The 25662-nt window shown below is 37.6% G+C and carries 20 protein-coding genes; 12 read left to right on the top strand and 8 right to left on the bottom strand.

Annotated elements, in window-relative coordinates; translation table 11 throughout:
- Window positions 1-30: 30 nt before the first annotated feature.
- Complete coding sequence (locus ACPT9C_RS04470) at window positions 31-2397, bottom strand: DNA internalization-related competence protein ComEC/Rec2 (RefSeq protein WP_050949302.1); 2367 nt, start codon at window positions 2395-2397, stop codon at window positions 31-33.
- Window positions 2398-2656: 259 nt separating this feature from the next.
- On the opposite strand from ACPT9C_RS04470, the gene dksA reads away from it, so the two are divergent.
- From dksA to glnE, 8 genes are all read left to right on the top strand, one after another.
- Complete coding sequence (gene dksA / locus ACPT9C_RS04465) at window positions 2657-3094, top strand: RNA polymerase-binding protein DksA (protein WP_005652560.1); 438 nt, start codon at window positions 2657-2659, stop codon at window positions 3092-3094.
- Between the two features lie 248 nt (window positions 3095-3342).
- Window positions 3343-4701, top strand: a complete 1359-nt coding sequence (gene pcnB / locus ACPT9C_RS04460) for a polynucleotide adenylyltransferase PcnB (protein WP_050949301.1) — start codon at window positions 3343-3345, stop codon at window positions 4699-4701.
- Window positions 4702-4710: 9 nt separating this feature from the next.
- Window positions 4711-5193, top strand: coding sequence for a 2-amino-4-hydroxy-6-hydroxymethyldihydropteridine diphosphokinase (folK, locus tag ACPT9C_RS04455; protein WP_050949300.1), 483 nt, complete (start codon window positions 4711-4713; stop codon window positions 5191-5193).
- Window positions 5194-5268: 75 nt separating this feature from the next.
- On the top strand, window positions 5269-5745 hold the full coding sequence (gene tsaE, locus ACPT9C_RS04450; protein ID WP_050949299.1) for a tRNA (adenosine(37)-N6)-threonylcarbamoyltransferase complex ATPase subunit type 1 TsaE: 477 nt from the start codon (window positions 5269-5271) through the stop codon (window positions 5743-5745).
- A gap of 7 nt (window positions 5746-5752) precedes the next feature.
- Complete coding sequence (locus tag ACPT9C_RS04445) at window positions 5753-7051, top strand: LysM peptidoglycan-binding domain-containing protein (protein WP_050949298.1); 1299 nt, start codon at window positions 5753-5755, stop codon at window positions 7049-7051.
- Entirely contained in the window at window positions 7052-8953 is a 1902-nt protein-coding gene (mutL, locus tag ACPT9C_RS04440; protein WP_061671329.1) for a DNA mismatch repair endonuclease MutL, read from the top strand.
- A gap of 7 nt (window positions 8954-8960) precedes the next feature.
- Window positions 8961-9896: a tRNA (adenosine(37)-N6)-dimethylallyltransferase MiaA gene (miaA, locus tag ACPT9C_RS04435; protein WP_050949296.1), complete on the top strand. Its 936-nt coding sequence runs from the start codon at window positions 8961-8963 to the stop codon at window positions 9894-9896.
- 4 nt (window positions 9897-9900) lie between these two features.
- Window positions 9901-12846: a bifunctional [glutamate--ammonia ligase]-adenylyl-L-tyrosine phosphorylase/[glutamate--ammonia-ligase] adenylyltransferase gene (glnE, locus tag ACPT9C_RS04430; RefSeq protein WP_050949295.1), complete on the top strand. Its 2946-nt coding sequence runs from the start codon at window positions 9901-9903 to the stop codon at window positions 12844-12846.
- A gap of 20 nt (window positions 12847-12866) precedes the next feature.
- Here the strand turns inward: glnE and recN are convergent, their stop codons facing one another.
- The gene (gene recN / locus ACPT9C_RS04425) at window positions 12867-14543 is read right to left on the bottom strand and encodes a DNA repair protein RecN (RefSeq protein ID WP_050949294.1); all 1677 of its coding nucleotides are present in this window, start codon (window positions 14541-14543) and stop codon (window positions 12867-12869) included.
- A gap of 112 nt (window positions 14544-14655) precedes the next feature.
- Window positions 14656-15546 (bottom strand): NAD(+) kinase, encoded by an 891-nt coding sequence (locus ACPT9C_RS04420; RefSeq protein ID WP_050949385.1) that lies wholly within the window; start codon window positions 15544-15546, stop codon window positions 14656-14658.
- Between the two features lie 100 nt (window positions 15547-15646).
- On the opposite strand from ACPT9C_RS04420, the gene grpE reads away from it, so the two are divergent.
- Complete coding sequence (gene grpE / locus ACPT9C_RS04415) at window positions 15647-16243, top strand: nucleotide exchange factor GrpE (protein ID WP_050949293.1); 597 nt, start codon at window positions 15647-15649, stop codon at window positions 16241-16243.
- Window positions 16244-16255: 12 nt separating this feature from the next.
- Here grpE and ACPT9C_RS04410 read toward each other — a convergent pair whose 3' ends face one another.
- Both ACPT9C_RS04410 and ACPT9C_RS04405 read right to left on the bottom strand, forming a co-directional pair.
- Complete coding sequence (locus tag ACPT9C_RS04410; RefSeq protein ID WP_005672287.1) at window positions 16256-16600, bottom strand: nucleotidyltransferase family protein; 345 nt, start codon at window positions 16598-16600, stop codon at window positions 16256-16258.
- The gene (locus ACPT9C_RS04405) at window positions 16593-17030 is read right to left on the bottom strand and encodes an HI0074 family nucleotidyltransferase substrate-binding subunit (RefSeq protein WP_005672289.1); all 438 of its coding nucleotides are present in this window, start codon (window positions 17028-17030) and stop codon (window positions 16593-16595) included. Before ACPT9C_RS04405 ends, ACPT9C_RS04410 begins: the two co-directional genes overlap by 8 nt.
- Window positions 17031-17314: 284 nt before the next feature.
- On the opposite strand from ACPT9C_RS04405, the gene nrdD reads away from it, so the two are divergent.
- The gene (gene nrdD, locus ACPT9C_RS04400; RefSeq protein WP_050949292.1) at window positions 17315-19438 is read left to right on the top strand and encodes an anaerobic ribonucleoside-triphosphate reductase; all 2124 of its coding nucleotides are present in this window, start codon (window positions 17315-17317) and stop codon (window positions 19436-19438) included.
- 330 nt (window positions 19439-19768) lie between these two features.
- On the opposite strand, the gene ACPT9C_RS04395 is transcribed toward nrdD, so the two are convergent.
- Window positions 19769-20494, bottom strand: a complete 726-nt coding sequence (locus ACPT9C_RS04395) for a phosphatase PAP2 family protein (protein ID WP_050949291.1) — start codon at window positions 20492-20494, stop codon at window positions 19769-19771.
- 69 nt (window positions 20495-20563) lie between these two features.
- On the opposite strand from ACPT9C_RS04395, the gene ribA reads away from it, so the two are divergent.
- On the top strand, window positions 20564-21214 hold the full coding sequence (gene ribA, locus ACPT9C_RS04390; protein WP_050847160.1) for a GTP cyclohydrolase II: 651 nt from the start codon (window positions 20564-20566) through the stop codon (window positions 21212-21214).
- A 321-nt stretch (window positions 21215-21535) separates the two neighbouring features.
- Here ribA and ACPT9C_RS04385 read toward each other — a convergent pair whose 3' ends face one another.
- Window positions 21536-23080: a peptide ABC transporter substrate-binding protein gene (locus ACPT9C_RS04385; protein ID WP_050949290.1), complete on the bottom strand. Its 1545-nt coding sequence runs from the start codon at window positions 23078-23080 to the stop codon at window positions 21536-21538.
- The gene (locus tag ACPT9C_RS04380; RefSeq protein WP_050949289.1) at window positions 23073-23435 is read right to left on the bottom strand and encodes a YbaN family protein; all 363 of its coding nucleotides are present in this window, start codon (window positions 23433-23435) and stop codon (window positions 23073-23075) included. Before ACPT9C_RS04380 ends, ACPT9C_RS04385 begins: the two co-directional genes overlap by 8 nt.
- A 126-nt stretch (window positions 23436-23561) precedes the next feature.
- On the opposite strand from ACPT9C_RS04380, the gene prlC reads away from it, so the two are divergent.
- Window positions 23562-25601 (top strand): oligopeptidase A, encoded by a 2040-nt coding sequence (prlC, locus tag ACPT9C_RS04375; protein ID WP_425627479.1) that lies wholly within the window; start codon window positions 23562-23564, stop codon window positions 25599-25601.
- Window positions 25602-25662 lie beyond the last annotated feature (61 nt).

Raw genomic sequence — 25662 nt, 5'->3', positions numbered from 1 at the left:
TAATAGTAAAAATTGCACGCATTGTACCTTTTATTCCTTTGATAATCCAATTACACGCACATACCAAGGGGAAAATTCTGTGCGAGCTTGCTGGATTTCTAATCGGTCTTGAAAAAAATTTACCCGCACTTGCCCCGAAATAGCGGTATTTTCTACCGCACTTTTATAGCGTTGAAGCCTTTCCGTAACCGAATAATGGGGGAATTTCCACGGATTCCAACGTCCACTAGAAATAATCGCCACATCTGGTCGAACCTGAGAAAGCAAGTATTCACTTGTCGATGTTTTACTCCCGTGATGCCCCACTTGTAACACATCAATTTTTCCTAAAGTGCGGGCAAAAATTTGTTCATTTTTTGCTTCAGCATCGCCAGTCAGTAAAACGCTATGCTTTCCATCATCGACTAAAATCACACAAGAATGGGGATTATCAGCTCGTGTCACAACGTTGTGAGGAGAAAGTATTTGAAAATGTAGCCCTTGCCAATGCCAATCACGTCCAGCTGTACAAAAAGTGCGGTAATTTTCCCCATAGTTTTTTCGTGAAGGGGTAATCAATTCCACATTGGGATACGCCTTTAAAATTGTCGAAGCACCACCTGCATGATCGTTATCGTCGTGGCTTAAAATCAATTTTTCCAAAACAATCCCTTCTCTTTGCAAATAAGGCAAAATTTCCAACTCAGCCATACTTCCACCTCGCCAAGAAGAACCCGTATCATAAAGAATCCCTTTGCCATTTTTCACAATCAGCGTTGCCAAGCCCTGCCCCACATCTAAAGTATCTACCTGCCAAGTTGGTTTGTTCAATTGTTTAAACAACAAAATCATAAAACACATAAGAATAATGCCGAAAGAACATAGCAAAACGTTGATTCGTTCATTTTTTAGCAAAGGTTTACTGAGATTTAATGTAAAAAATCTTGGTCGTTTAATTTTCCAAGTTGATGGTGAAGCCTCTTGTTTTCGATAAATACACCAAATAATTAACATAAAAATTCCTGCACAAAGTGCGGTTAAAAATAATGCTAAATTAAATGAAACCGTGAGCCAATTTCCTTGAAAAACAGAAATTAACCCAGTAATTCCTTCGGCTAGCTTATTTGCTAGTTGCCAAGAAAAAACCGCGCCGTTGGTAAAAACAGCAAATAAAATTAATGGCACAAGGAAAAAACTATAAATTGGAACAGCCATAAGATTGGCTAAAAATCCACTTAGCGATAAGCCATTAAATAGAAAAAGTTGCAAAGGCGTAAAAAAAAGCAATAACCCAAATTGCAAATGAAATAAATTCAAAATCCACCGCACTTTTGGGGAAAAGGGACGATTTTTCCATTGAAAAAGTGAAAAAGGCACATAACGATACCAGAGGATCAAACAACCAACTGCACCACAAGAAAGCCAAAAACTGACCGAAAGTGGCATTAATGGATCGCAGAAAAGCAAGAATCCGACAACCAACGTAAAAAGCTGAAAAGGCGAATAATATCTCCTCATTATTTGAACGAAGAAAACGAAAACAAGTGCTGAAATGGCACGAAAAGTTGGCACGCTAAAACCAGCCAAATAGGCATAAATTAAAGCAAATAAAACACCAAAAACTAAAGGAAAATAAGGATGCATAAAACGGGTTGGGAAAAATACTTGCACAACACGAGCCAAGTAAAATCCAATTCCCATAGCCAACCCAATATGTAAGCCAGAAATAGCAATAAGATGCGCGGTATTCGTTTGTTGGTAAATTGACCAAGTGTTTTTATCTAACCAAGCCCGTTCGCCAAAAGCTAACGCGATCAATAAACCTTGTAGAGATAATCCTTCCGTTTGCTTTCTCACTTGTTGCAATTTTTCTGCACGCAATGATGAAACATCAGCAATTTTCGCCGCACTTTTTACGGTTCCAACAGCCGTAATTCCTTTTGAAAGATACCATTGTTGCCGATCAAACCCACCAAAATTTAATCGCGCAGAAAGGGGACGTAAAGAAATTTCAGCTTGCCAAATTTCCGATAGTTGAGGCACCTCTTTTGCTTTCCAATTTAAAAAAATTCGTTGCTCTTGTAAGTTATCCGTCAATGTTGCTGTGGCGATAAGTGTTTGATAATCCTGTTGATGCAAAATTTCTTGAATCTCAAAAGCCACCATTTGCTTTTGAGCGGTAATACGTTGAGCTTGTTGTAATAAACTCAAAGCCGAATGATGAAAATAGCCAAGAGAAGCAACAAAAAAAGCAAGGCTAACTAAGAAATTTTTACGCCAAAAAATAAAAAGAAAAATCAAAACAAGCGCAATAACGAGAGCAACTTGCCAAGGCAATAGCAATGACTGCGGTAGAAATAACAACGTTAAATCCGCAACAATTAGCAAGACAGCTAAAGTTATTAAGTTTAATTTCATTTTTGTAAAAGATTAATTCCAATCTCTCTAAGACTAGGCTAGTTTTATTTAAATATGCAAACGGTTGCTTCAAATTTTACGATCCATATTGTAAAAATAAATTTTTCAGGAAAATTTACTTGCTAAAACAAACAACTTCTGATATTTATACCGCCCGCAAAAATTGGGTTCCTAAAATAGCAGTCAGGAACAAACTAAAATAACAAGACAGGAAGTCGTGAAATCCACGCTTAAATTCTGTATGTATTAGGAGTGAGAGATGTCAAGAGCATCATTGAACTTGCTAGATTTAGCAGGCGTTAAGCCTTATCAAATGAAAAAAGATGAAGAATATATGAATGAAGAGCAAATTCTTCATTTCAGAAAAATTCTTAATGCTTGGCACGAGCAAATCGTGGAAGAAGCTTCTCGCACCGTTGCACATATGCAGGATGAAGTAACCAATTTCCCCGATCCCGCAGACCGAGCAACTCAGGAAGAGGAATTTAGTCTAGAATTGCGTAATCGTGATCGCGAACGCAAACTAATGAAAAAAATCGAAGCAACCTTGAAAAAACTTGATACCGATGATTTCGGTTACTGCGATTGTTGCGGCGAGGAAATCGGTATCCGCCGTTTAGAAGCGCGCCCAACAGCAGATCTTTGCATTGATTGCAAAACGTTAGCTGAAATCCGCGAAAAACAAGTCGCTGGTTAATTCGTTCTATTGAAAAATACCAAAGTGCGGTTAAAATTAGCCGCACTTTTTTGCATTTAAAAATGCGGAAAAATCCCCTTGCCTTTTTCTTTACAGAAAAAGAGCTAAGCCATTTATTTCCAACTAAAAAAACGGAGTAAATTATTCTTACTTATATCAAAAATTTGTTTGGCAAGAAGACAAAAAAATCAAAAGAGGTTGCCAAAACAAGTGCTTATTCTAAACGAGTTGGGCGTCCCAATAGCCCAATGCCAAAAGCGCAGACAAAAAAATCAGAACAAACGTGCCGCTACGATAAAAATGTGATTAAAGCGGCTCAATTTGATATTTCCCCGCGAGATTTTAGCCGTAATGCACTCACTGTTGTGGAAAAACTGCAACGTCAAGATTTCGAGGCTTATATCGTCGGTGGATGTATCCGCGATTTATTACTTGGTAAAAAACCAAAAGATTTTGATGTTGCAACAAACGCACGTCCTGAACAAATCCAAAATATTTTTCAACGTCAATGCCGTTTAGTGGGTCGCCGTTTCCGCTTAGCACATATTATGTTTGGTCGAGATATTATTGAAGTTGCCACTTTCCGAGCCAATCACAGCGATGCTCGCAATGAAAATCAAGCAAAGCAAAGTAATGAAGGAATGTTACTACGCGATAATGTTTACGGTACGATCGAACAAGATGCAGCACGCCGTGATTTTACGGTCAATGCACTGTATTACAATCCACAAGATAATACGTTACGAGATTATTTCGAGGGCATTAAGGATCTCAAAGCGGGCAAGCTACGCTTAATTGGCGATCCTGTTACACGTTATCAAGAAGATCCTGTGCGGATGTTGCGCTCTATTCGCTTTATGGCAAAACTTGATATGTTCCTTGAAAAACCAAGCGAACAACCAATTCGTGAACTTGCGCCTTTATTAAAAAATATTCCGACTGCTCGCTTATTTGATGAGAGCTTAAAATTATTACAAGCAGGACAAGGGGTAAAAACCTATCGTTTATTACGTCAATATGGTTTATTTGAACAACTTTTCCCTGCATTAAGTCCATATTTTACAGAGAAAGAAGATAGTTTTGCAGAACGTATGATCGTTACCGCCCTTACTTCGACAGATGAACGTGTTGCGGATAAACTTCGTATTAATCCTGCATTCTTATTTGCGGCATTTTTCTGGTATCCATTACGCGAAAAAGTGGAAATCTTGAAAAATGAAGGCGGTTTAAATAATCATGATGCTTATGCGTTGGCGGGCAATGAAGTTTTAGATTTATTCTGCCGTACTTTGGCTGCACCACGTCGTCATACTGCGGTCATTCGTGATATTTGGTTCTTACAACTGCAATTATTAAAACGTACTGGCTCAGCACCAATGCGTACCATGGAACATCCAAAATTCCGTGCTGGCTTTGATTTACTGGCTATGCGAGCAGAAATTGAAGGTGGCGAAACGATTGAATTAGCCAAATGGTGGCACGAATATCAATTTAGTAATGGCGAACAGCGTGAACAGTTGATACAGGAGCAACAACGCTTACATCCCAAACCAAAGAAAAAATACTACCGTCCACGCCGTCGTAAAACAACGCGTTCAGCAGAGTAAGGGGGATATATGATTACTGTATATATTGCGTTAGGCAGCAATTTAAATACGCCAGTAGAACAATTACATTCTGCGCTTAAAGCGATAAGTCAGTTACCAAAAACAGATTTAGTAACAACTAGCTCTTTTTATAAAAGCAAACCGCTCGGCCCACAAGATCAACCCGATTATATGAATGCTGTTGCAAAAATTAAAACCGAGCTTAGCCCACTTGCACTATTAGATGAATTGCAACGCATTGAAAATGAGCAAGGTCGAGTGCGTTTACGTCGCTGGGGCGAACGCACATTAGATTTAGATATTTTGCTTTACGGCAATGAAATTATTCAAAACGAACGCTTAACGATTCCCCATTATGATATGCATAACCGTGAGTTTGTCATTGTGCCGTTGTTTGAAATCGCATCGGATTTAGTTTTACCAAATAGTCAAATCATAACAGAGCTGGTCAAGCAATTTGCTGACCACAAAATGATAAAATTAAATCCCTAGAAATTTCACCGCACTTTTATGAACCTCAAAAGTGCGGTAGAATCTGCCCACATTTTTCTTCATTAATGACCCGTTATGGAAAGCTTAACTCAATATATCCCTGATGAATTTTCTATGCTTCGCTTCGGCAAAAAATTCGCCGAAATTCTTTTAAAATTGCATACAGAAAAAGCAATTATGGTTTATCTTAACGGTGATCTTGGCGCAGGAAAAACAACGCTGACACGCGGAATGCTACAAGGTATCGGTCATCAAGGTAATGTAAAAAGCCCAACTTATACGCTGGTTGAAGAATACAATATTTCAGGAAAAATGATTTATCATTTTGATTTGTATCGGTTAGCAGATCCTGAAGAACTCGAATTTATGGGTATTAGAGATTATTTTAATACTAATAGCATTTGCTTAATTGAATGGTCTGAAAAAGGTCAAGGCATATTGCCAGAAGCTGATATTTTAGTGAATATTGATTATTACGATGATGCACGAAATATTGAATTAATCGCACAAACAAATTTGGGTAAAAATATTATAAGCGCATTTTCTAATTAACTTATTTATGAAAACTAAAATCTTATTTTTTCTTTTTTTCTCCACATTTAGCTTCTCTATTTTGGCAGCACCTATTACGATTGCGATTGACCCAGGTCACGGAGGAAAAGATCCTGGTGCAATCAGCCGAAATTTAGGTATTTATGAAAAAAATGTTACCCTTTCAATTGCAAAAGAATTAAAAGCCTTATTGGATAAAGATCCACATTTTCGTGGAGTATTAACGCGTAAAAGTGATTATTATATTTCCGTGCCTGAACGTTCAGAAATCGCACGTAAATTTAAAGCGAATTATCTTATTTCTATCCATGCTGATTCATCTGAATCGTCTGATCGTCGTGGGGCTTCTGTTTGGGTATTGTCAAACCGTCGAGCCAATGATGAAATGGGTCAATGGCTAGAAGACGATGAAAAACGCTCAGAATTACTTGGTGGTGCAGGAAAAGTACTTTCACACAATAATGACAAATATCTTGATCAGACTGTACTTGATCTGCAATTTGGACATAGCCAACGTACTGGCTATGCGTTAGGCGAACATATTTTGCGCCATTTTGCTAAAGTAACAATATTAAGTCGCAGTACGCCACAACATGCAAGTCTAGGTGTTCTACGTTCGCCAGATATTCCTTCTGTGTTGGTAGAAACGGGATTTCTTTCCAATTCAGAAGAAGAAAAAAAACTTAACTCTCAAGCCTATCGCCGCCGCATTGCTTATATGATTTATGAAGGCTTAGTTGCATTCCGTAGCGGTAAAACCAATGCCTTAGTGAAAGACAATTTAGTTCAAAACATCAAACAAAACGATATAAAAAAATCAGGGAAAAATAACCGCACTTCAGAACAAAATATAAATGAAGATAATATTAAAGACAGTGGCATTCGCCATATTGTAAAAAAAGGAGAAAGTTTAGGTAGCTTATCAAATAAATATCACGTAAAAGTCTCTGATATTATTAAATTAAATCAATTAAAAAGAAAAACACTTTGGCTAAATGAAAGTATTAAAATTCCTGATAATGGCGATATAAAAAATAAACCATTAATAATTAATGAAAATAGTTCTCACAAAAAACAAAATAGATCAGTAAATAATACCAATAAAGATTTAAAAAAAGAGAAGAATACACAAAACAACAATCAAAAAAATATAATTCCGCTCTATCATAAAGTAACAAAAAACCAAACACTCTATGCTATTTCGAGGGAATATAACATTCCAGTAAATATACTATTGAGCCTAAATCCACATTTAAAAAATGGCAAAGTTATTACAGGACAAAAAATTAAATTAAGAGAAAAGTAAATGCCAATTAAAATTCTTTCCCCACAACTTGCTAACCAAATTGCTGCTGGAGAAGTGGTAGAACGCCCTGCATCTGTGGTAAAAGAATTAGTGGAAAATAGCCTTGATGCAGGCGCAAATAAAATTCAAATCGACATCGAAAATGGCGGGGCAAATTTAATCCGTATTCGTGACAATGGCTGTGGCATTCCAAAAGAAGAATTAAGTCTTGCTTTGGCACGACATGCCACGAGTAAAATTACCGATCTTGACGATCTGGAAGCCATTTTAAGTTTAGGTTTTCGTGGCGAGGCCTTAGCAAGTATCAGCTCTGTATCACGCCTAACCCTAACTTCTCGCACCGAAGCGCAAACTGAAGCTTGGCAAGTTTATGCACAAGGTCGTGATATGGAAACAACAATCAAACCCACATCACATCCTGTTGGCACAACAGTTGAAGTCGCCAATCTTTTTTTCAACACACCAGCCCGCCGAAAATTTTTGCGCACGGATAAAACAGAATTTGCTCATATTGATGAAGTCATTCGCCGTATTGCCTTAACAAAATTCAACACGGCATTTACATTAACGCATAATGGGAAAATTATCCGCCAATACCGCCCCGCCTCCGATCTCAATCAGCAACTTAAACGTGTCGCTGCTATTTGTGGGGATGATTTTGTCAAAAATGCCTTACGAATTGATTGGAAACACGATGATTTACATTTATCGGGCTGGGTAGCCACACCAAATTTTAGCCGAACTCAAAATGATTTAAGTTATTGCTATATCAATGGGCGAATGGTGCGTGATAAAGTGATCAACCACGCTATTAGACAAGCCTACGCTCAATATTTGCCAAGCGATGCTTATCCTGCTTTTGTATTGTTTATTGATTTAAACCCACACGATGTAGATGTCAATGTTCATCCAACCAAACATGAAGTACGCTTTCATCAACAACGCCTTATTCACGATTTCATTTACGAAGGCATCAGCAATGCACTAAACAATCAAGAACAACTTAATTGGCATACAGACCAAAGTGCGGTAGAAAATCACGAAGAAAATACAGTGCGTGAACCACAACCAAATTACAGTATTCGTCCTAATCGTGCAGCTGCGGGGCAAAATAGCTTTGCGCCACAATATTATGAAAACCCCCAACAAAATCCACCGCACTTTTTTTATGGTCGCGGCTTATCAAGCCATGTCACAGCAGATTATCGTGATTATCGCGAAAATTATAAAAAAGAAACGCCAAGTAAAACAGAACAGCAGTTGTATGGGGAATTGTTACGCACATTACCGCCTACAGAACAAAAGGATATATCGAATACAGCACAACAAAATATTTCAGATACAGCTAAAATCATCTCAACTGAAATAATTGAATACTCATCACATCTACGCGCCCTTTCACTTATTGAAAATCGCGTGCTGTTATTACAACAAAATCAAGATTTCTTTTTGCTTTCATTGGAAAAATTACAACGCTTACAATGGCAATTGGCTTTACAACAAATACACATCGAACAACAGCCTTTATTGATTCCAATCGTGTTTCGCTTAACCGAATCACACTTCCAAAAATGGCAACAATATTCAGATGACTTCAAAAAAATTGGCTTTGAATTTATCGAAAATCAAGCCCAATTACGCTTAACCTTAAATCGCGTACCAAGTATATTACGCACGCAAAATCTACAAAAATGCGTGATGACAATGCTAACAAAAAATGAAAATTCATCCCCATTTTTAACCTCTCTTTGCGCACAGTTAGAATGCAAAACCTTTAACGCTTTAGCGGATGCACTCAATTTATTAAGCGAGACAGAACGTTTACTAACCCAAGTAAATCGCACGGCATTCACCCAATTACTCAAACCTGTTAATTGGCAGCCTTTATTAGACGAAATTTAAATTTTTTATGAAACCAACTGCAATTTTTTTAATGGGGCCAACTGCCTCAGGTAAAACAGATTTAGCCATTCAATTACGAAACTCACTTCCAGTCGAAGTGATTAGTGTGGATTCAGCACTCATTTATAAAGGAATGGATATAGGCACAGCGAAACCATCAAAAGAAGAACTTGACCTTGCACCTCATCGATTAATCGATATTTTAGATCCCTCAGAAAGCTATTCCGCAATGAATTTCCGTGATGATGCACTACGCGAAATGGCAGAAATTACCACGCAAGGCAAAATTCCGTTACTGGTGGGCGGTACGATGTTGTATTACAAAGCCTTAATCGAAGGGCTTTCTCCCTTGCCATCTGCTGATGAAAATATTCGCGCCGAGCTTGAACAAAAAGCAGCTCAACAAGGTTGGGCAGCATTGCATACAGAACTCGCCAAAATCGATCCCATTTCTGCCGCCCGAATTAATCCAAGTGATTCTCAACGAATCAATCGTGCTTTAGAAGTTTTTTACATCACAGGAAAATCACTCACAGAGCTTACAGAAGAAAAAGGCGAAGCCTTGCCTTATGATTTTGTGCAATTTGCAATTGCGCCGCAAGATCGTCATATTTTGCACGAACGCATCGAACAACGCTTTCATAAAATGATTGAACTGGGCTTTCAAGCAGAAGTGGAGAAACTTTATGCGCGTGGCGATTTAAATATTAATCTACCGTCGATTCGCTGCGTAGGCTATCGTCAAATGTGGGAATATTTGCAAGGCGATTACGATCACGAAGAAATGATTTTCCGTGGTATTTGTGCAACTCGCCAGCTAGCTAAACGCCAGCTCACTTGGCTGCGCGGTTGGAAAACACCAATACAATGGCTGGATAGTTTGCAACCTCAACAAGCGAAAGAAACCGTATTACGTCACTTAGATTCTTATCAAAAAGGTTAGAAAAATGACCGCACTTTCTGCCCTCGTTGAACAAAAATTACAATCTCTTGGCACAATTCTGTACCAATCTTTTCCAGAACTTTCCCCAGAAAAAATTCACGACGCCATTCAACAAAATTCAAACCACCCTGAACTGCCTATTTACCAATTAAGCTATGCTATGGCAATGTCTGACTTTGTGGAAAAAGTCTTGCAAAAATACCCGCACTTAGTGAAACAATGGTGGGAAAAATCTCCCTGTTTTGCAGATTGCTCTTCCTATACTGAACGTTTGAATAGAGAGTTAGCCAATGTACATGACGAAACCGCACTCTATCAAACATTACGCCAATTCCGTAATATTGAAATGGCAAAATTAAGTTTTTGTCAAAGTTTGAATCTTGCCACTGTAGAAGAAATTTTTGTTCAGCTTTCACAACTTGCAGAGAGTTTAATTATCGCTGCCCACGATTGGCTTTATCATCAAGCCTGTGCGGAGATGGGTACGCCAATGGATGAACAAGGCAATCCGCAACAACTTTATATTCTAGGAATGGGGAAACTAGGTGGCTTTGAACTAAATTTTTCCTCGGATATTGATTTAATTTTCACTTATCCATCACAAGGGGAAACGTCCATTGAGAATACCAATGCTCGACGTTCTGTGGATAATGGAAAATTTTTTACGCGTTTAGGACAGCGTCTTATTTCTGCCTTAGATGAATTTACCTCTGATGGTTTTGTGTATCGAACCGATATGCGCTTACGCCCATTTGGTGACAGCGGTGTGCTTGTTCTCAGCTTTGCGGCAATGGAACAATATTATCAAGATCAAGGTCGAGATTGGGAACGCTATGCGATGATTAAAGGGCGAGTATTGGGCGCACAAACAAAGGATCCCAAGGTTTCAAAATTGAAAAAAATGTTACGCCCCTTTGTGTATCGTCGCTATATTGACTTTAGTGTGATTCAATCTTTACGTGAAATGAAAGGCAAAATTGAGCGAGAAATACGCCGTCGTGGTTTAAAAGACAATATTAAACTAGGTGCAGGTGGTATTCGCGAAGTCGAATTTATCGTGCAAGTTTTTCAACTCATTCGAGGCGGGCGAGAAATCAATTTGCAACAACATTCACTATTAAAGATATTGCCTGAAATTACCAAACTAGGATTAATTACCGAACAACAATTCTACGATTTACGTGAAAGTTATATTTTTTTACGTCGCGTAGAAAACATTCTACAAGCTATTAACGATCAACAAACTCAAACACTACCAGCCGATGAAATAGATCAAATTCGTTTAGTAGAAGCCTGTAAAAAATTTACTTGTTTAAATGAAAATAATCAAACCATTGAAAAATATTATCCAATAAAAAATTGGGACAATTTTTACCGCACTCTGCAACAAAAACAAGAAAAAGTGCGCGCGGTATTTAATCAATTAATTGGTAATGAACAAGATGAACCGTCGCCAACGGATAGCCAATGGCAAGATTTTTTAGAGACTGATTTTGAGGATATTGAACAAACATTATTAGAGAGTGGTGTATCAAAAAATAATATTGATGAAATTTTAGAACAACTTGTTCAATTCAAAAATAACCTAAATCACAGAATTATAGGTACACGTGGGCGTGATGTATTAAGTCATTTAATGCCAACGGTATTTACTCTTATTTTTGCTCAAGAAAATTACCGCACTTTGCTTCCCCGCATTCTAAATATTATTGAGAAAATTTCGAGCAGAACGACTTATTTAGAATTATTGTTGGAAAATCCTCACGCACTTCAGCAAGTTATTGAACTTTGTGCGCAGTCTCAACTTATTTCAGAGCAGCTGGCCCATCATCCTATCTTATTAGATGAATTGCTTAATACAGAAGCACTACGCCATCCGTTGCCATTTACCCAATATCCTGCAGAGTTACACCAATATTTGCTTCGTTTACCACCTGATGATGAAGAACAGATTATTGATGCTTTACGTCAATTTAAACAAGCAACCGTATTAAAAGTAGCAGCGGCAGATATTTTAGGTGCATTGCCAGTAATGAAAGTAAGCGATCATTTAACCTATCTTGCTGAAGCCATTATTGAAGTGGTTGTGAATCTAGCTTGGAAACAAGTGTCTTCTAGATTTGGCGTGCCTGAACATTTACAAAATGATGAAAAAGGATTTTTAGTTATTGGTTATGGAAAACTGGGTGGTATTGAACTCGGTTATAAATCCGATTTAGACCTCGTATTTTTGTACGATGCTGTAGAAAGCCAAACAACAGGTAGAAAAAAAGTGATTGATAGCAATCAATTTTACCTGCGTTTGGCACAAAAGATTGTAAGTATTTTCAGCATAAATACTTCCGCTGGCGTACTTTATGAGGCAGATATGCGCCTACGCCCTTCTGGCGATGCTGGCTTAATTGGATGCTCTCTTTCTGCATTTACCCATTATCAATTAAATGAAGCTTGGACATGGGAAAAACAAGCTCTTGTGCGTGCTCGTCCAGTATTTGGCGAATCATCTCTTAAAACGAAATTTGAACATATCCGCCAACAAGTACTTTCTACATTACGAGACATTGAGCAATTAAAGCGAGATGTTGTGGAGATGCGGGAAAAAATGTTTGCCCATTTGTCTCATTCAAAAAATGGGGAATTTAACCTTAAAACAGATCGCGGTGGTATCACTGATATTGAATTTATCGCTCAATATTTAATGCTTGCCAATACCCCACAAAACCCACAACTGACAAAATGGTCAGACAATGTTCGCATTTTTGATGATATGGCTGAGGCTCAAATTATTAGCTACGCAGAATGCAACATGCTAAAACAATGTTATGTCGATTTACGCAATACCATTCATCATTTGAATTTGATAGGTAAATCCCCTGTCGTAGATGAAACTGAATTTGTCAAAGAACGGTCATTTATTCAAGCATTTTGGGATAAGCTATTTAGTTCATAAAATAGCAATTAAATCCCATTTTAATGAACTAAATCTAGCATTTCCTGTGCATTGGCTAAGGCTAATTCTGTAATTTCACTTCCGCCCAAGAGTCTTGCCAAGGCTGGTACACGTTCAGCTTGTGAAAGTGCGGTCATTTGTGTTTCAGTTTTATTATCCACAGTAAATTTTTCTACATTGAACTGATGATGGCCATGACAAGCAACCTGTGGCAAGTGCGTTACGCATAATACTTGGCAGCGTTCACTTAATTGACGTAAAAGTTTTCCGACAACACTTGCTGTTTTTCCACTAATACCCACGTCCACTTCATCGAAAATTAAGGTTGGAATAGCCGATTGATCAGAAGTTAAAACTTGAATCGCTAAAGAAATACGAGAAAGTTCTCCACCAGAAGCAATTTTAGCTAATGGCTGCGGTTGTTGTCCTAAATTACTACGCAAAGTGAAAATCACATTATCCGCACCATTTGCACTCACTTTATCTAAATCCGTATTCAACTCTACATAAAATTCAGCGTTTTCCATTGTAAGTTGTTTTATCGACTGCGTGACATTTTGCGCTAAGCGATTTGCTGATTTCTGACGACTTGCTGTTAATGCTGTAACCGTTGATTTCATTTGTTCAAATGCCAGTTTTTCTTGCTCAATCAGCATTTCTTCACTTTCAGAAAAATCTAAAAGTGCGGTTAATTCCGCTTTCAATTTTTTATGATGTTCCACAAGATCTTCAGGTTTAACTTGATGTTTACGAGCAAGTTGTAAAGCCTGACTAATTCTCTGTTCGATTTCCTGTAAAAGTTGAGGATCTTGCTCGATATTACTCGATAAATTTCGCACTTCACTGGTTGCTTCTTGCACTTGAATCAACGCATCATTCAACATATTTTGCACTTCAGCATATTGCGGATCAAGTTCAGCTAATTCATCAATATATTGTGTCGCACGATAAAGCAAGTTATCGATATTTACCGTGTCATTTTCACTTAAAATTTGCAGCACCGATTGGGAAAGTTGAGTTAGCTGTTCACTGCTAGATAAACGACGTTGTTCATCTTCTAATTCCAAATATTCATTTGGTCGAAGATTAAATTCATCCAGTTCATCCACTTGATACTGTAAAAGTTGTCTACGAGCTTCATTTTCTGCCACTTTCTGTTGAAAGGTTTTTACTTGATTTTGCAGATTTTTCCACAAATGATAATCTGCACGCATTTTTGTAAGCAGTTCTGAATGCGCGGCAAAATTATCAACTAACTGAAGCTGGTAGTCATTTTTTAGCAATAATTGAGAAGCGTGCTGCCCATTAATATGAACAAGATATTGAGCAATTTCTTTTAATTGGGAAGCGGATACTGGTGTACTATTAATAAAAGCTTTAGAACGTCCGTCGGCATTAATCACACGACGTAAAATACATTCTGTTGGATTATCTGTATCTTGTAATTCTTGCTCACTCAGCCAGTGATAAGCAGGATTTTTCGATTCTAGTTGGAAAGTTGCACAAATTTCTGCACGTTCTTGTCCTTCGCGTACCATTGAGGTTTCTACTCTTTGTCCGAAACATAAACCTAAAGCATCAATGGCGATAGATTTACCAGCCCCAGTTTCCCCAGTAATAACAGACATTCCTTTCGCCAATTCGATATCAAGCTGGCGAACAATCGCAAAATTATTGATAGTAAGTTGAGTAAGCATAATAAAACCCTTTAACTGTATATTTAATATGATATAACTGATTTAATTTACAGTAAATGATTTTTTTACAGTATTTTATCTAATTCATTTCAATCGAAAATTTTTACCATAATCAAAATGATTTTAACCACCCTAATTTGGCACTTAACACATTGTAATAATTATAATTTTTCAGATGAAGCAATCGGAGTTTATGCTCGCTTTTTTGAATATGTACCACATCATCTGGAGTAAAAGGCAAGGTAATTTGACTATCACACCCCACTTCCAATTGAGAGGTATTATGTTCAGCAAAACGAATCGATATTTTGCTATCGCCATCAATAACAAGAGGACGAGAAGTTAATGTATGTGGAAACATAGGCACTAGCGCAATCGCATTAAGATTAGGTGTCAAAATCGGGCCACCAGCGGAAAGAGAATAAGCCGTAGAGCCTGTTGGAGTAGAAACAATTAATCCATCAGAACGTTGTGAAAATGCAAACTTATCATTGATATACACATGAAAATCGATCATATGTGCAATTTTTGCAGGGTGAATAACCACCTCATTCACTGCATTACCTGTCGATACAATTTCACCTGCACGCTCAATTTTTGCTTCTAATAAAAAACGTTCTTCCACGAAGAATTCACCTCGTTCTAAACAAGCTTCAAGTTGAGCATAGGCATTTTTCGGGTCAATATCTGTTAAAAATCCCAAATTACCACGGTTGATACCAATCAATGGAATATCATATTTTGCTAATACGCGAGCACGGCCCAACATATTGCCATCACCACCAATCACAATAACCAACTGTGCTTGGCAACCAATTTCATCAAGTGTTGCAAGATTTTCTGCAGGAAGCCCCAGTTTTTCAGCAACATCTTTTTCCATCATTACTTGATAACCGCGTTCCGTTAACCAGTGAAACAAATTTTTGTGCATTTGTAGGTTAATATCATTTCTAGGTTTTCCTACAAGCCCAATGGTTTTAAAGGAACGATATAAATTATTCATAAAATAAACCGCACTTGAATTTAACATTTTCGTCATTATATAGTTTTTTGTTAGACTATAGCTAACGACTATGGCGAATTTTGTATTTACGGAGAAAAAAATGTCAGAACAAGAACAAAAAATTGAAACCCCAGAAGTAGAAAAGCAAGAAGACTCTGTTGTGGAAGAAACACAACAAACAGAGTCTTCTCAAGAACTTGATCCTTTAGAAGAAGCAATTGCCCGAGTGCAAGAACTTGAAGAGCTGCTAAAAACTCAAATAGAAGAAGCGGCAAACAAAGAACAGGATATTTTACTTCGCTCTCGTGCTGAAATTGAAAATCTTCGTCGTCGTACTGAACAAGACGTAGAAAAAGCACATAAATTCGCAGTGGAAAAATTCTCAAAAGACATTTTGAATACTATCGATAACCTAGAGCGTGCGCTTGCCACTCCAGCAAATAAAGAAGATGAAAGCGTAAAAGCCTTATTTGACGGCGTAGAACTGACCTTAAAAGAATTAGTTTCAACCGTTAGTCGTTTTGGTGTGGAAGCTGTAGGTGTTGTCGGAGAAGCATTTAATCCTGACTTACATCAAGCCATTTCAATGCAACCTGCTGAAGGATTTGAAACCAATCAAATTAGCATCGTATTGCAAAAAGGCTACACCTTAAATGGTCGAGTCATTCGCCCAGCGATGGTTATGGTGGCTGCTTAATTTATACTTTGTCTAAAGAGCGGTCGGTTTTTCGGCCGTTTTTTCTTTTTCCTGAATAACAACATAAACTTTTCGGATAATTTCCCTAAAATCCTCGCTCGTTGTAGCCCAATCTAGAAGATCAACGCGCCACGGTAAATCTGATTCAGAAAAAGCTTCCTTTAATCTATCACGCGCTAAAAAATCTAAAGGTTCCTCAGAAATAATCGCAAGATCAAGATCGGAATATTTTTTTGCTTTTCCCTTTACACGAGAACCAAAAGCCCACACGGTATAATCAGGTACTAATTGTTGTAAAATAGTTTTCACAATCGCCAATTCTTCAGCTTTTATATCAAGCTGTACAAAACTAGTCATATTGATTTCTCTGACGTAATTGCTCCAATAGGAAACGACTTTCTATTAAAAAATCATCAATTTGTGCATAAACAGCCATGGCTTTTTCCTGATCATAAGTATGTGATGTAATATTACGCATATCACGATAAGCAACCCATTTTGACATATCTTCAATCAAACCAAATCTCAATGCTTCTCGCAAAATATCCTTAAATCCATAAACCCCAATGTCATCGGTATTAATTGCATCTTGTTGAAGTTGGCGTTTCATCATTTTTAAACTTAACTCATAAACAAATTCAAATTTCTGAATTGCACCTGCAATTAAGGTATCTTGTACAATAGAGGGTTGCATATCAAACCAATTTCTGTCTGAAATTTGTACTACGGTTTGCTCTAACGAATAAAATGCAGCGTCTAATACATTTAAGTTTAGCTTATCAGTCATCACTTTTACCTCTGTTAAATATTTATCTATTTTACCATAGACTATTTTTTCTCAAAACCTATAACCCCAAAAGTAAACATTGTGATATTGATCACAAAACCAAAAAACATTTGAGAAAAGATCTCAACAACTTGATTTGATATTTTTCTAATAAAATCAATCTTTAACAAAATTATCTTACGATAAAAGGTCTAAAAACACTACATATTGTGTGTTGATTATCTTTTTAGATCTATATATAGTGCATCTCGCATTTCAAAAACACTATATATTGGAGCTATATCATGAGTAACTTTGGGGTCATCAAGCGCGATGGTTCTCGTGCGGAATTTGAGATTCAACGTATCATCAATGCCATTAAAAAAGCCGCAAGTGCGGTCAATATTTCCGATGAATTTTATTGCCACCAAATTGGGCAAGAAGTAGGGAATGAAATTTTCACCCATCATCAAGGCGAGATTGATATTAATCAGATTCAAAAAATCGTTGAAGATAAATTGATGGCAAGCCGTTACCCCGAGGTTGCTCGTGCCTATATCGAATATCGTCATGATCGTGATTTGGCGCGAGAAAAACGCAGTCAGCTGACAAAAGAAATTGAAGGCTTGATTGAACAAAGCAACGTAGAATTACTTAACGAAAACGCCAATAAAGATGCGAAAGTAATTCCAACGCAACGTGATTTGCTAGCAGGAATTGTGGCAAAACATTATGCCAAACACCATATTCTTCCACGCGATGTGGTGGAGGCTCACGAAAAAGGTGAAATTCATTATCACGATTTAGACTACGCGCCGTTCTTCCCAATGTTTAACTGTATGTTAGTGAATTTAGAAGGAATGCTTTCTCGTGGTTTCAAAATGGGCAATGCGGAAATCGAACCCCCTAAATCCATTGGCACCGCAACGGCAGTGACAGCTCAAATTATCGCCCAAGTTGCCAGCCATATTTACGGCGGCACAACCATTAATCGTATTGATGAAGTACTTTCCCCTTATGTACAAATCAGTTACGAAAAACACCTCAAACATGCCCAAGAATGGAATGTGCCTGATGTTGAAGGTTACGCAAAAGCATTAATTGAAAAAGAATGTTTCGATGCCTTCCAATCTTTAGAATATGAAGTTAATACACTACATACTTCGAATGGGCAAACCCCCTTTGTTACCTTTGGTTTTGGTTTAGGTACAAGCTGGCAATCCCGATTAATTCAGCAAGCTATTTTGAAAAATCGGATTCGTGGACTCGGAAAAAATCATAAAACGCCAGTCTTTCCAAAACTGGTTTTCACTATTAAAAAAGGCTTGAACCAAACTCAAGGCGATCCGAATTACGATATCAAACAGCTCGCATTGGAATGTGCATCAAAACGAATGTATCCAGATATTCTCAATTACGATCAGGTTGTCAAAGTCACAGGCTCTTTTAAAGCCCCTATGGGATGCCGTAGCTTTTTAGGTGCATACGAAGAAGACGGACATGAAATTCACGATGGGCGTAATAATCTTGGTGTGGTAAGTTTGAATTTACCGCATATCGCGTTGGAGTCTAAAAACGAAGAAGATTTCTACCGCACTTTAGATGAACGTTTGGCTATTGCGAAAAAAGCATTAATGACGCGTATTGTCCGCCTTGAGAATACCAAAGCTCGCGTTGCCCCCATTCTTTATATGGAAGGCGCATGCGGAGTGCGATTAAAAGCGGATGAAAATGTGGCACAAATTTTCAAAAATGGACGCGCCTCTATTTCCCTTGGCTATATCGGTATTCACGAAACCATTAATGCGCTGTATAACAAAGGGCATATTTTTGATGATGAACAATTACGCGAAAAAGGCATTGCGATTGTTCGCCACCTTAGTGAGGCAGTTAAACGCTGGCAAAAAGAAACAGGCTATGCATTCAGCCTTTACTCCACGCCAAGCGAAAACTTATGCGACCGTTTCTGCCGTCTAGACACCAAAAAATTTGGCGTGATTAAAGGCGTAACAGATAAGGGCTACTACACGAATAGTTACCACTTAGATGTAGAAAAGAAAGTAAATCCTTACGATAAACTAGATTTCGAAATGACATATCCCCCACTCGCCAGCGGCGGTTTTATTTGCTACGGCGAATATCCAAATATTCAACACAACTTAAAAGCATTGGAAGATGTGTGGGATTATAGCTACGATCGCGTGCCTTACTACGGCACAAACACACCGATTGACGAATGTTATGAATGTGGTTTCACCGGCGAGTTTGAATGTACCAGTAAGGGTTTTGTTTGCCCTAAATGTGGCAATCACGATAGTACAAAAGTGTCTGTCACTCGCCGCGTATGTGGCTATCTAGGCAGCCCTGATGCCCGCCCATTTAATGCAGGAAAACAAGAAGAAGTGAAACGGAGAGTGAAACATTTATAAAAGTGCGGCTAAATTTAGCTGATAATTTAGTACATTTCTTGAAAATAATAGGGCGTGCAATACGCCCTTTATTACTCCTATTAGGTTTTCAATATTTTTATCAATAATAAATCTCTATCTACCTCAATCCCTTTGGAACAGAGCTATGTCTTTCGACCTAATAAAGATAATAATATTAGTATTAACTATCAGTTTTTTGGTGAAAAATTATCTGATTTCATTTCTACAATTTGGTTTTCTGCCTAGAGCAGAACCAGATATACAAGATGGGCAATACTCTCTCTTATTCAACTCCCATTTTATCCTATGTTGAATTATCTCTTAATGTTACTATTTCATGACGAAGATCGCCTTTTTCTTCAAAAAGGCAAAAATAATGCTATTAATCAACCATGCCAGTAATGTCGCCACTAATAAATCAATTGGATAATGCATGCCTAATCGAACACGGCTAATCAACATCAATAAACCCCACACCGCAATACCTGCTACCAGTAATTTTGCTTTAAAAGAACGGTTACCCAATAATTGGGTAAAGCCAACAGCAAGCATTAGCCAAGTTGCCGCAAAAATCGTATGCCCCGAGGGGAAAGAATACCCCGTTTCATTTTCATAATGATGAACTAACCAAGCTGGTGTAATAGCATCCATCGAATAAAAACTCTTAGCCATTTCTGCACGCAAAGTGCGGTCATTTTTATAAAAATTTTCAGGCGTTGAGTGAGTTTGCTCAGCTAGATAAACCGTGAACGGACGAGGTTCTTCAAATAATGCTTTTGCCCCTGTTTTTGCGGCTTGAGTTGCAATAACTGAAATCCCCATCACAATTACGGCTAATATCCATTGTTTTGGATTTTTAAATAAAAACGCGAATAAAAGCGTAAATAACACACAAGTGATCAACGCATAAGGTACGCTACCCGTTTCAGTGAGCAAATAAAGCCAATAATCAGCTTGAGTTAATTGGCTATTACCATGCCACTGATAGGAAATACCCCAAATAAAAAATGGTACAAGACAAAGTAATAACGTATATAATGACAGCCTTTTAAACATGCTCGCCCCTTGATAATAAAAAATAACGCGCGCATTCTAACAAAAATGACTACGAATAAGGATCACTTTATGGCAAAAATTCAGCTAGTTGCGCAAGCCAATTTACCCACTGAATATGGTATTTTCAGAATGGTGGGATTTGAATTTCCAGATACCAAAAAAGAACATGTCGCCTTAGTAATGGGCGATATTTCTAATGCTGACGAACCTGTGTTAGCACGCATCCATTCTGAGTGTTTAACTGGCGATGCGCTTCACAGCTTAAAATGCGATTGTGGGTTCCAACTGGCGACAGCGTTGAAACAAATTCAAGAAGAAGGTCGCGGTGTCTTAATTTATCATCGTGAAGAAGGCCGCGGAATTGGTTTGATTAATAAAATCCGTGCTTATTCTTTACAAGATAAAGGAATGGATACCATTGAAGCCAATCTTGCTTTAGGTTTCAAAGCGGATGAACGCAACTTCGAAGTCTGTGCCGATATGTTCGAACTACTCGGTGTAAAAAAAGTTCGCTTAATGACCAACAACCCAGAAAAAATGGAAACGATGAAAAAAGCGGGTATCAACGTGGTTGAGCGAGTTCCACTTAATGTTGGCGAAAACCGCTACAATACAAAATATCTTGATACTAAAGCGAAAAAAATGGGGCATTACATTGTGCATAACAATGATGAACAACATTTAATGACCTGCCCGCATTGCCAAGAAGAGATTATTTAATTTAATAAAATAATACATGTAAAAAAAGCCATGCTGTTGTATTGAACAGTATGGCTTTTTTATTTAAACTTTATGCCATGGAATAATCAAAAGATTTTTTAGCATATTGCTAAAAACGAGAAACCCCGTCTCGTATTCCAAAGATCGGAGCTTATCAGGAGTAAGTAAAATGAAAAAAATTGCCTTTTTCATTTTCTTGATTATCTGTTGTTTAGTTAGCTGTTCAGGCACAGTTATCTAAGATAATCGCAAGGGGACGATGTAGGAGTTGTCCCCAATGCCTCCAATCTTAAAGAATTCTTTCCTTGATTGCAAGCGCGATTACTGATTTTTAACCTTTCTCCACAAATCTTTACTGTAAATGACACCGACAGAATTTACTTGCGCGCCCATTATACTTGGTGCGAGATAAACTGGCGTACTATATTGAAAAATAGGTAACACTAAATGTTCTTGCTGAATCATCTCTTTCAATTTTACGTAATTTTCTAACCGCACTTTTTCTGATGTCGTCGTCATTGCATTTTCAAATAAACGATCAAATTCCGCATTTTTATAGCCATTTTTGTTATCTGGGCTTTTTGAATAGAATAAATTTAGAAAGGCTGCAGGATCATTAAAATCAGCACACCAGCCAGAACGAATTAATTGAAAATCGCCTTTTGTGCGAGCTGTTTGCAATTCTTGCCAGCTCGTCCCTTGATTTTCAACTCGTAATAAATCAGATTGTGATAATTGATGATTTAATCGCATTGCAATGGTTTGATTCAGAGATGAATCATCATAACGAATACGTAATTTCAATGGACGAGTTTCATTAATTTGATTTTGGGAAAGAAGCTGCTCTGCAACAACTGGCTCCCAAACAGATTCTTGCTCTCCGAGCATCGATTTTGGCAAAAAAGTATTGTTAGGATGAAGATGAGCAATATCTGCAACCAAATTCTTGGTAGAAATCATCGAAACAATGGCTTTTCTTACCGCACTTTTTTGTAACACAGGATCGGAAAGATTAAACTCATAGAAGTAAGTACAAAGTTGCGGATAATCTTGGATATTCTGATCGACTTTTTTCGGATTCATTACAACATCAAAATCAGACAAATCTGCATCTGCTATAATTTTTTGATACTTCACTTGTTGAAATATCACTTTTTCTTTTGCCCAGTAATAAGGATTGGTAGTTAAAATATGCTGATTTTCAGACTGACTTTGTAATTGATATGCACCATTGCTGATAAATGTTTCAGTCGATTTAGCATAGCGAGGCAAAAGGCTGACGTGTGCCAGCATAGAAGGCAAATATGGCGATGCTTTATCTAATTCAATGCGTAAAGTACGGTCATTTTCGGCAAACAATCCTAGGGATTCAACAGATAACGCTTTTTCCAATACTGCCTTCGCATTCTTCACATTCATAAAAGCCAAATAATTTTTAATTGGGCTTTCAGATTGAGAAAGTGTTTGCCAAGATTGTACAAAATCTGATGCAGTGATAGGCTCGCCATTTGACCATTTGGCATTTTCACGCAAAGTAAAGATCCAAGTTTTATTGTCTTCGGTTTGCCAATTTTCTGCTACAGCTGGAACAAGATTACCTTGCGCATCATAAGCTGTTAAGCCTTCAAAAAGATCCCGTAATAATTGAGTTTGTTCTTCGCTTTGTGCTTGCCAAGGTTGCAAAGTCAAATCGCCATAAACACCACGTTTTAATTCAACTCGGTTAGATTCTAATTGAGTATTTTTTGGTGTCTCAACTTGTGGCGAAATAGGCTTGGGACTATCCACTTTATCACAAGCCACCACCGTAAAAATAATAGAAAAAATAACCGCACTTCGCTGGCACAAAGCGAGAAAATTATTCATTTTCGGTTTTAATCCAAAATAAGAAGAACCAAAACTTAATACAAATCAACGCAACAATAACACTACGCCCTATTACACTTGGCGTAAAATAAAAACCAATTAGTAGCATTGTGGTAACAAAAGTCAAAATACAAATTTTGGTATTTTTCTTTAATGATCGATTTTCATGAAAGGACTTGAGATGTTTTTGATAAATACTTGTGCCTAAAAACCATTGTTCTAAGCGTTTTGAACCTTTTGTGAAGAAAAATAAAGTAAGTAATAAAAAAGGCGTGGTAGGCAAAAGAGGAAGAAAAATGCCAATGATGCCAAGAGCAAGAGAAAGAAAACCTAAAATAATGTAAATAATTTTCATAATGTTCCTAATAAAAAAGAAAATGCAAACTATTATTACTGATTTTTTAGATTTTTCAACCTTGATATTATAAAATTCGCCGTCACATAAAAAAGAACAGTTTTCAAAAAAGGAACATTTATGTCTATGTCAAATCCATTACTTAACATTCAAAGCTTACCGCCATTTTCACAAATCAAGCCAGAACACATTCAACCAGCTGTTGAAAAATTAATTCAAGATTGTCGCGATACGATAGAACAAGTATTAAAACAACCGCACTTTACTTGGGAAAATTTCATTTTGCCTTTAACGGAAACCAATGATCGCTTAAATCGTGCGTGGTCACCCGTTTCTCATCTCAATTCAGTAAAAAATAGTGCTGAATTACGTGAAGCCTATCAAGAGTGTTTACCTTTACTTTCTGAATACAGCACTTGGGTTGGCCAGCATAAAGGGCTCTATAATGCCTATTTGGCGTTAAAAAATAGTGCTGAATTTGCCGATTATTCTATTGCGCAAAAGAAAGCCATTGAAAATTCACTGCGTGATTTTGAACTTTCAGGCATTGGACTTTCCGAAGAGAAACAACAACGTTATGGCGAAATTGTAGCGCGCTTATCGGAATTAAATTCACAATTTAGCAATAACGTATTAGATGCCACAATGGGTTGGGAAAAACTCATTGAAAACGAAGCGGAACTTGCTGGCTTACCAGAATCTGCTCTGCAAGCAGCACAACAATCTGCCGAAAGTAAAGGATTGAAAGGTTATCGTTTTACGTTAGAAATCCCAAGTTATTTGCCAGTAATAACTTACTGTGAAAATCGTGCATTGCGTGAAGAAATGTACCGCGCTTATGCGACACGAGCCTCAGAACAAGGCCCTAACGCTGGCAAATGGGATAACAGTAAAGTTATGGAAGAAATTCTGACGTTACGCGTAGAACTGGCGAAATTACTTGGCTTTAATACTTACACAGAACTTTCACTTGCCACCAAAATGGCAGAAAACCCACAACAAGTGCTTGATTTCTTAGATCATCTTGCCGAACGAGCCAAACCACAAGGCGAAAAAGAACTGCAAGAATTGAAAGATTACTGCGAAAAAGAATTTGGTGTCACTGAACTTGCACCTTGGGATATTGGTTTTTACAGCGAAAAACAAAAACAACATTTGTACGCCATTAACGATGAAGAACTTCGCCCTTACTTTCCTGAAAATCGCGTGATTTCGGGATTGTTTGAATTAATTAAACGAATTTTTAATATTCGTGCAGTTGAACGTAAAGGCGTGGATACTTGGCATAAAGATGTGCGTTTCTTTGATTTAATCGATGAAAACGAGCAAGTCAGTGGTAGTTTCTATCTTGATTTATATGCGCGTGAACACAAACGTGGTGGTGCGTGGATGGATGACTGTATCGGACGTAAGCGTAAACTGGATGGCAGCATTGAAACGCCTGTGGCTTATTTAACTTGCAACTTCAATGCACCGATAGGAAATAAGCCAGCGTTATTTACGCACAATGAAGTGACGACCCTATTCCACGAATTTGGTCACGGAATCCATCATATGCTCACGCAAATTGATGTATCCGATGTGGCGGGTATTAACGGTGTGCCTTGGGATGCAGTGGAATTACCAAGTCAATTTATGGAAAACTGGTGCTGGGAAGAAGAGGCTTTGGCGTTTATTTCAGGACATTACGAAACAGGCGAGCCATTGCCAAAAGAAAAACTTACGCAATTATTAAAAGCGAAAAATTTCCAAGCTGCGATGTTTATCTTACGTCAGCTTGAATTTGGTATTTTTGATTTCCGTTTACATCACACCTTTGATGCGGAAAAAACCAATCAAATTTTGGATACACTTAAATCAGTGAAATCACAAGTTGCCGTCATAAAAGGTGTAGATTGGGCAAGAGCGCCACACAGCTTCAGCCATATTTTTGCTGGAGGTTATGCCGCAGGTTATTACAGCTATTTATGGGCTGAAGTATTATCAGCGGACGCTTATTCACGCTTTGAAGAAGAAGGTATTTTCAACCCAATCACAGGCAAATCATTCTTAGATGAAATTCTCACGCGTGGTGGCTCAGAAGAACCAATGGAGCTATTCAAACGCTTCCGTGGTCGTGAACCACAATTAGATGCGTTGTTAAGACATAAAGGAATTATGAACTAATACGTCAAACTATAGGGCATGTACAACATGCCCTTTCTCAAATATTTTCCTCTACATAAAA

It is taken from the genome of Haemophilus sp. HN_Hi16 (genome assembly GCF_049823435.1).
In the GTDB taxonomy this organism is placed as follows: domain Bacteria; phylum Pseudomonadota; class Gammaproteobacteria; order Enterobacterales; family Pasteurellaceae; genus Haemophilus; species Haemophilus influenzae_D.
Note: the sequence above shows the minus strand (reverse complement) of the source record. Positions and strands in the feature narration are given on the sequence as shown.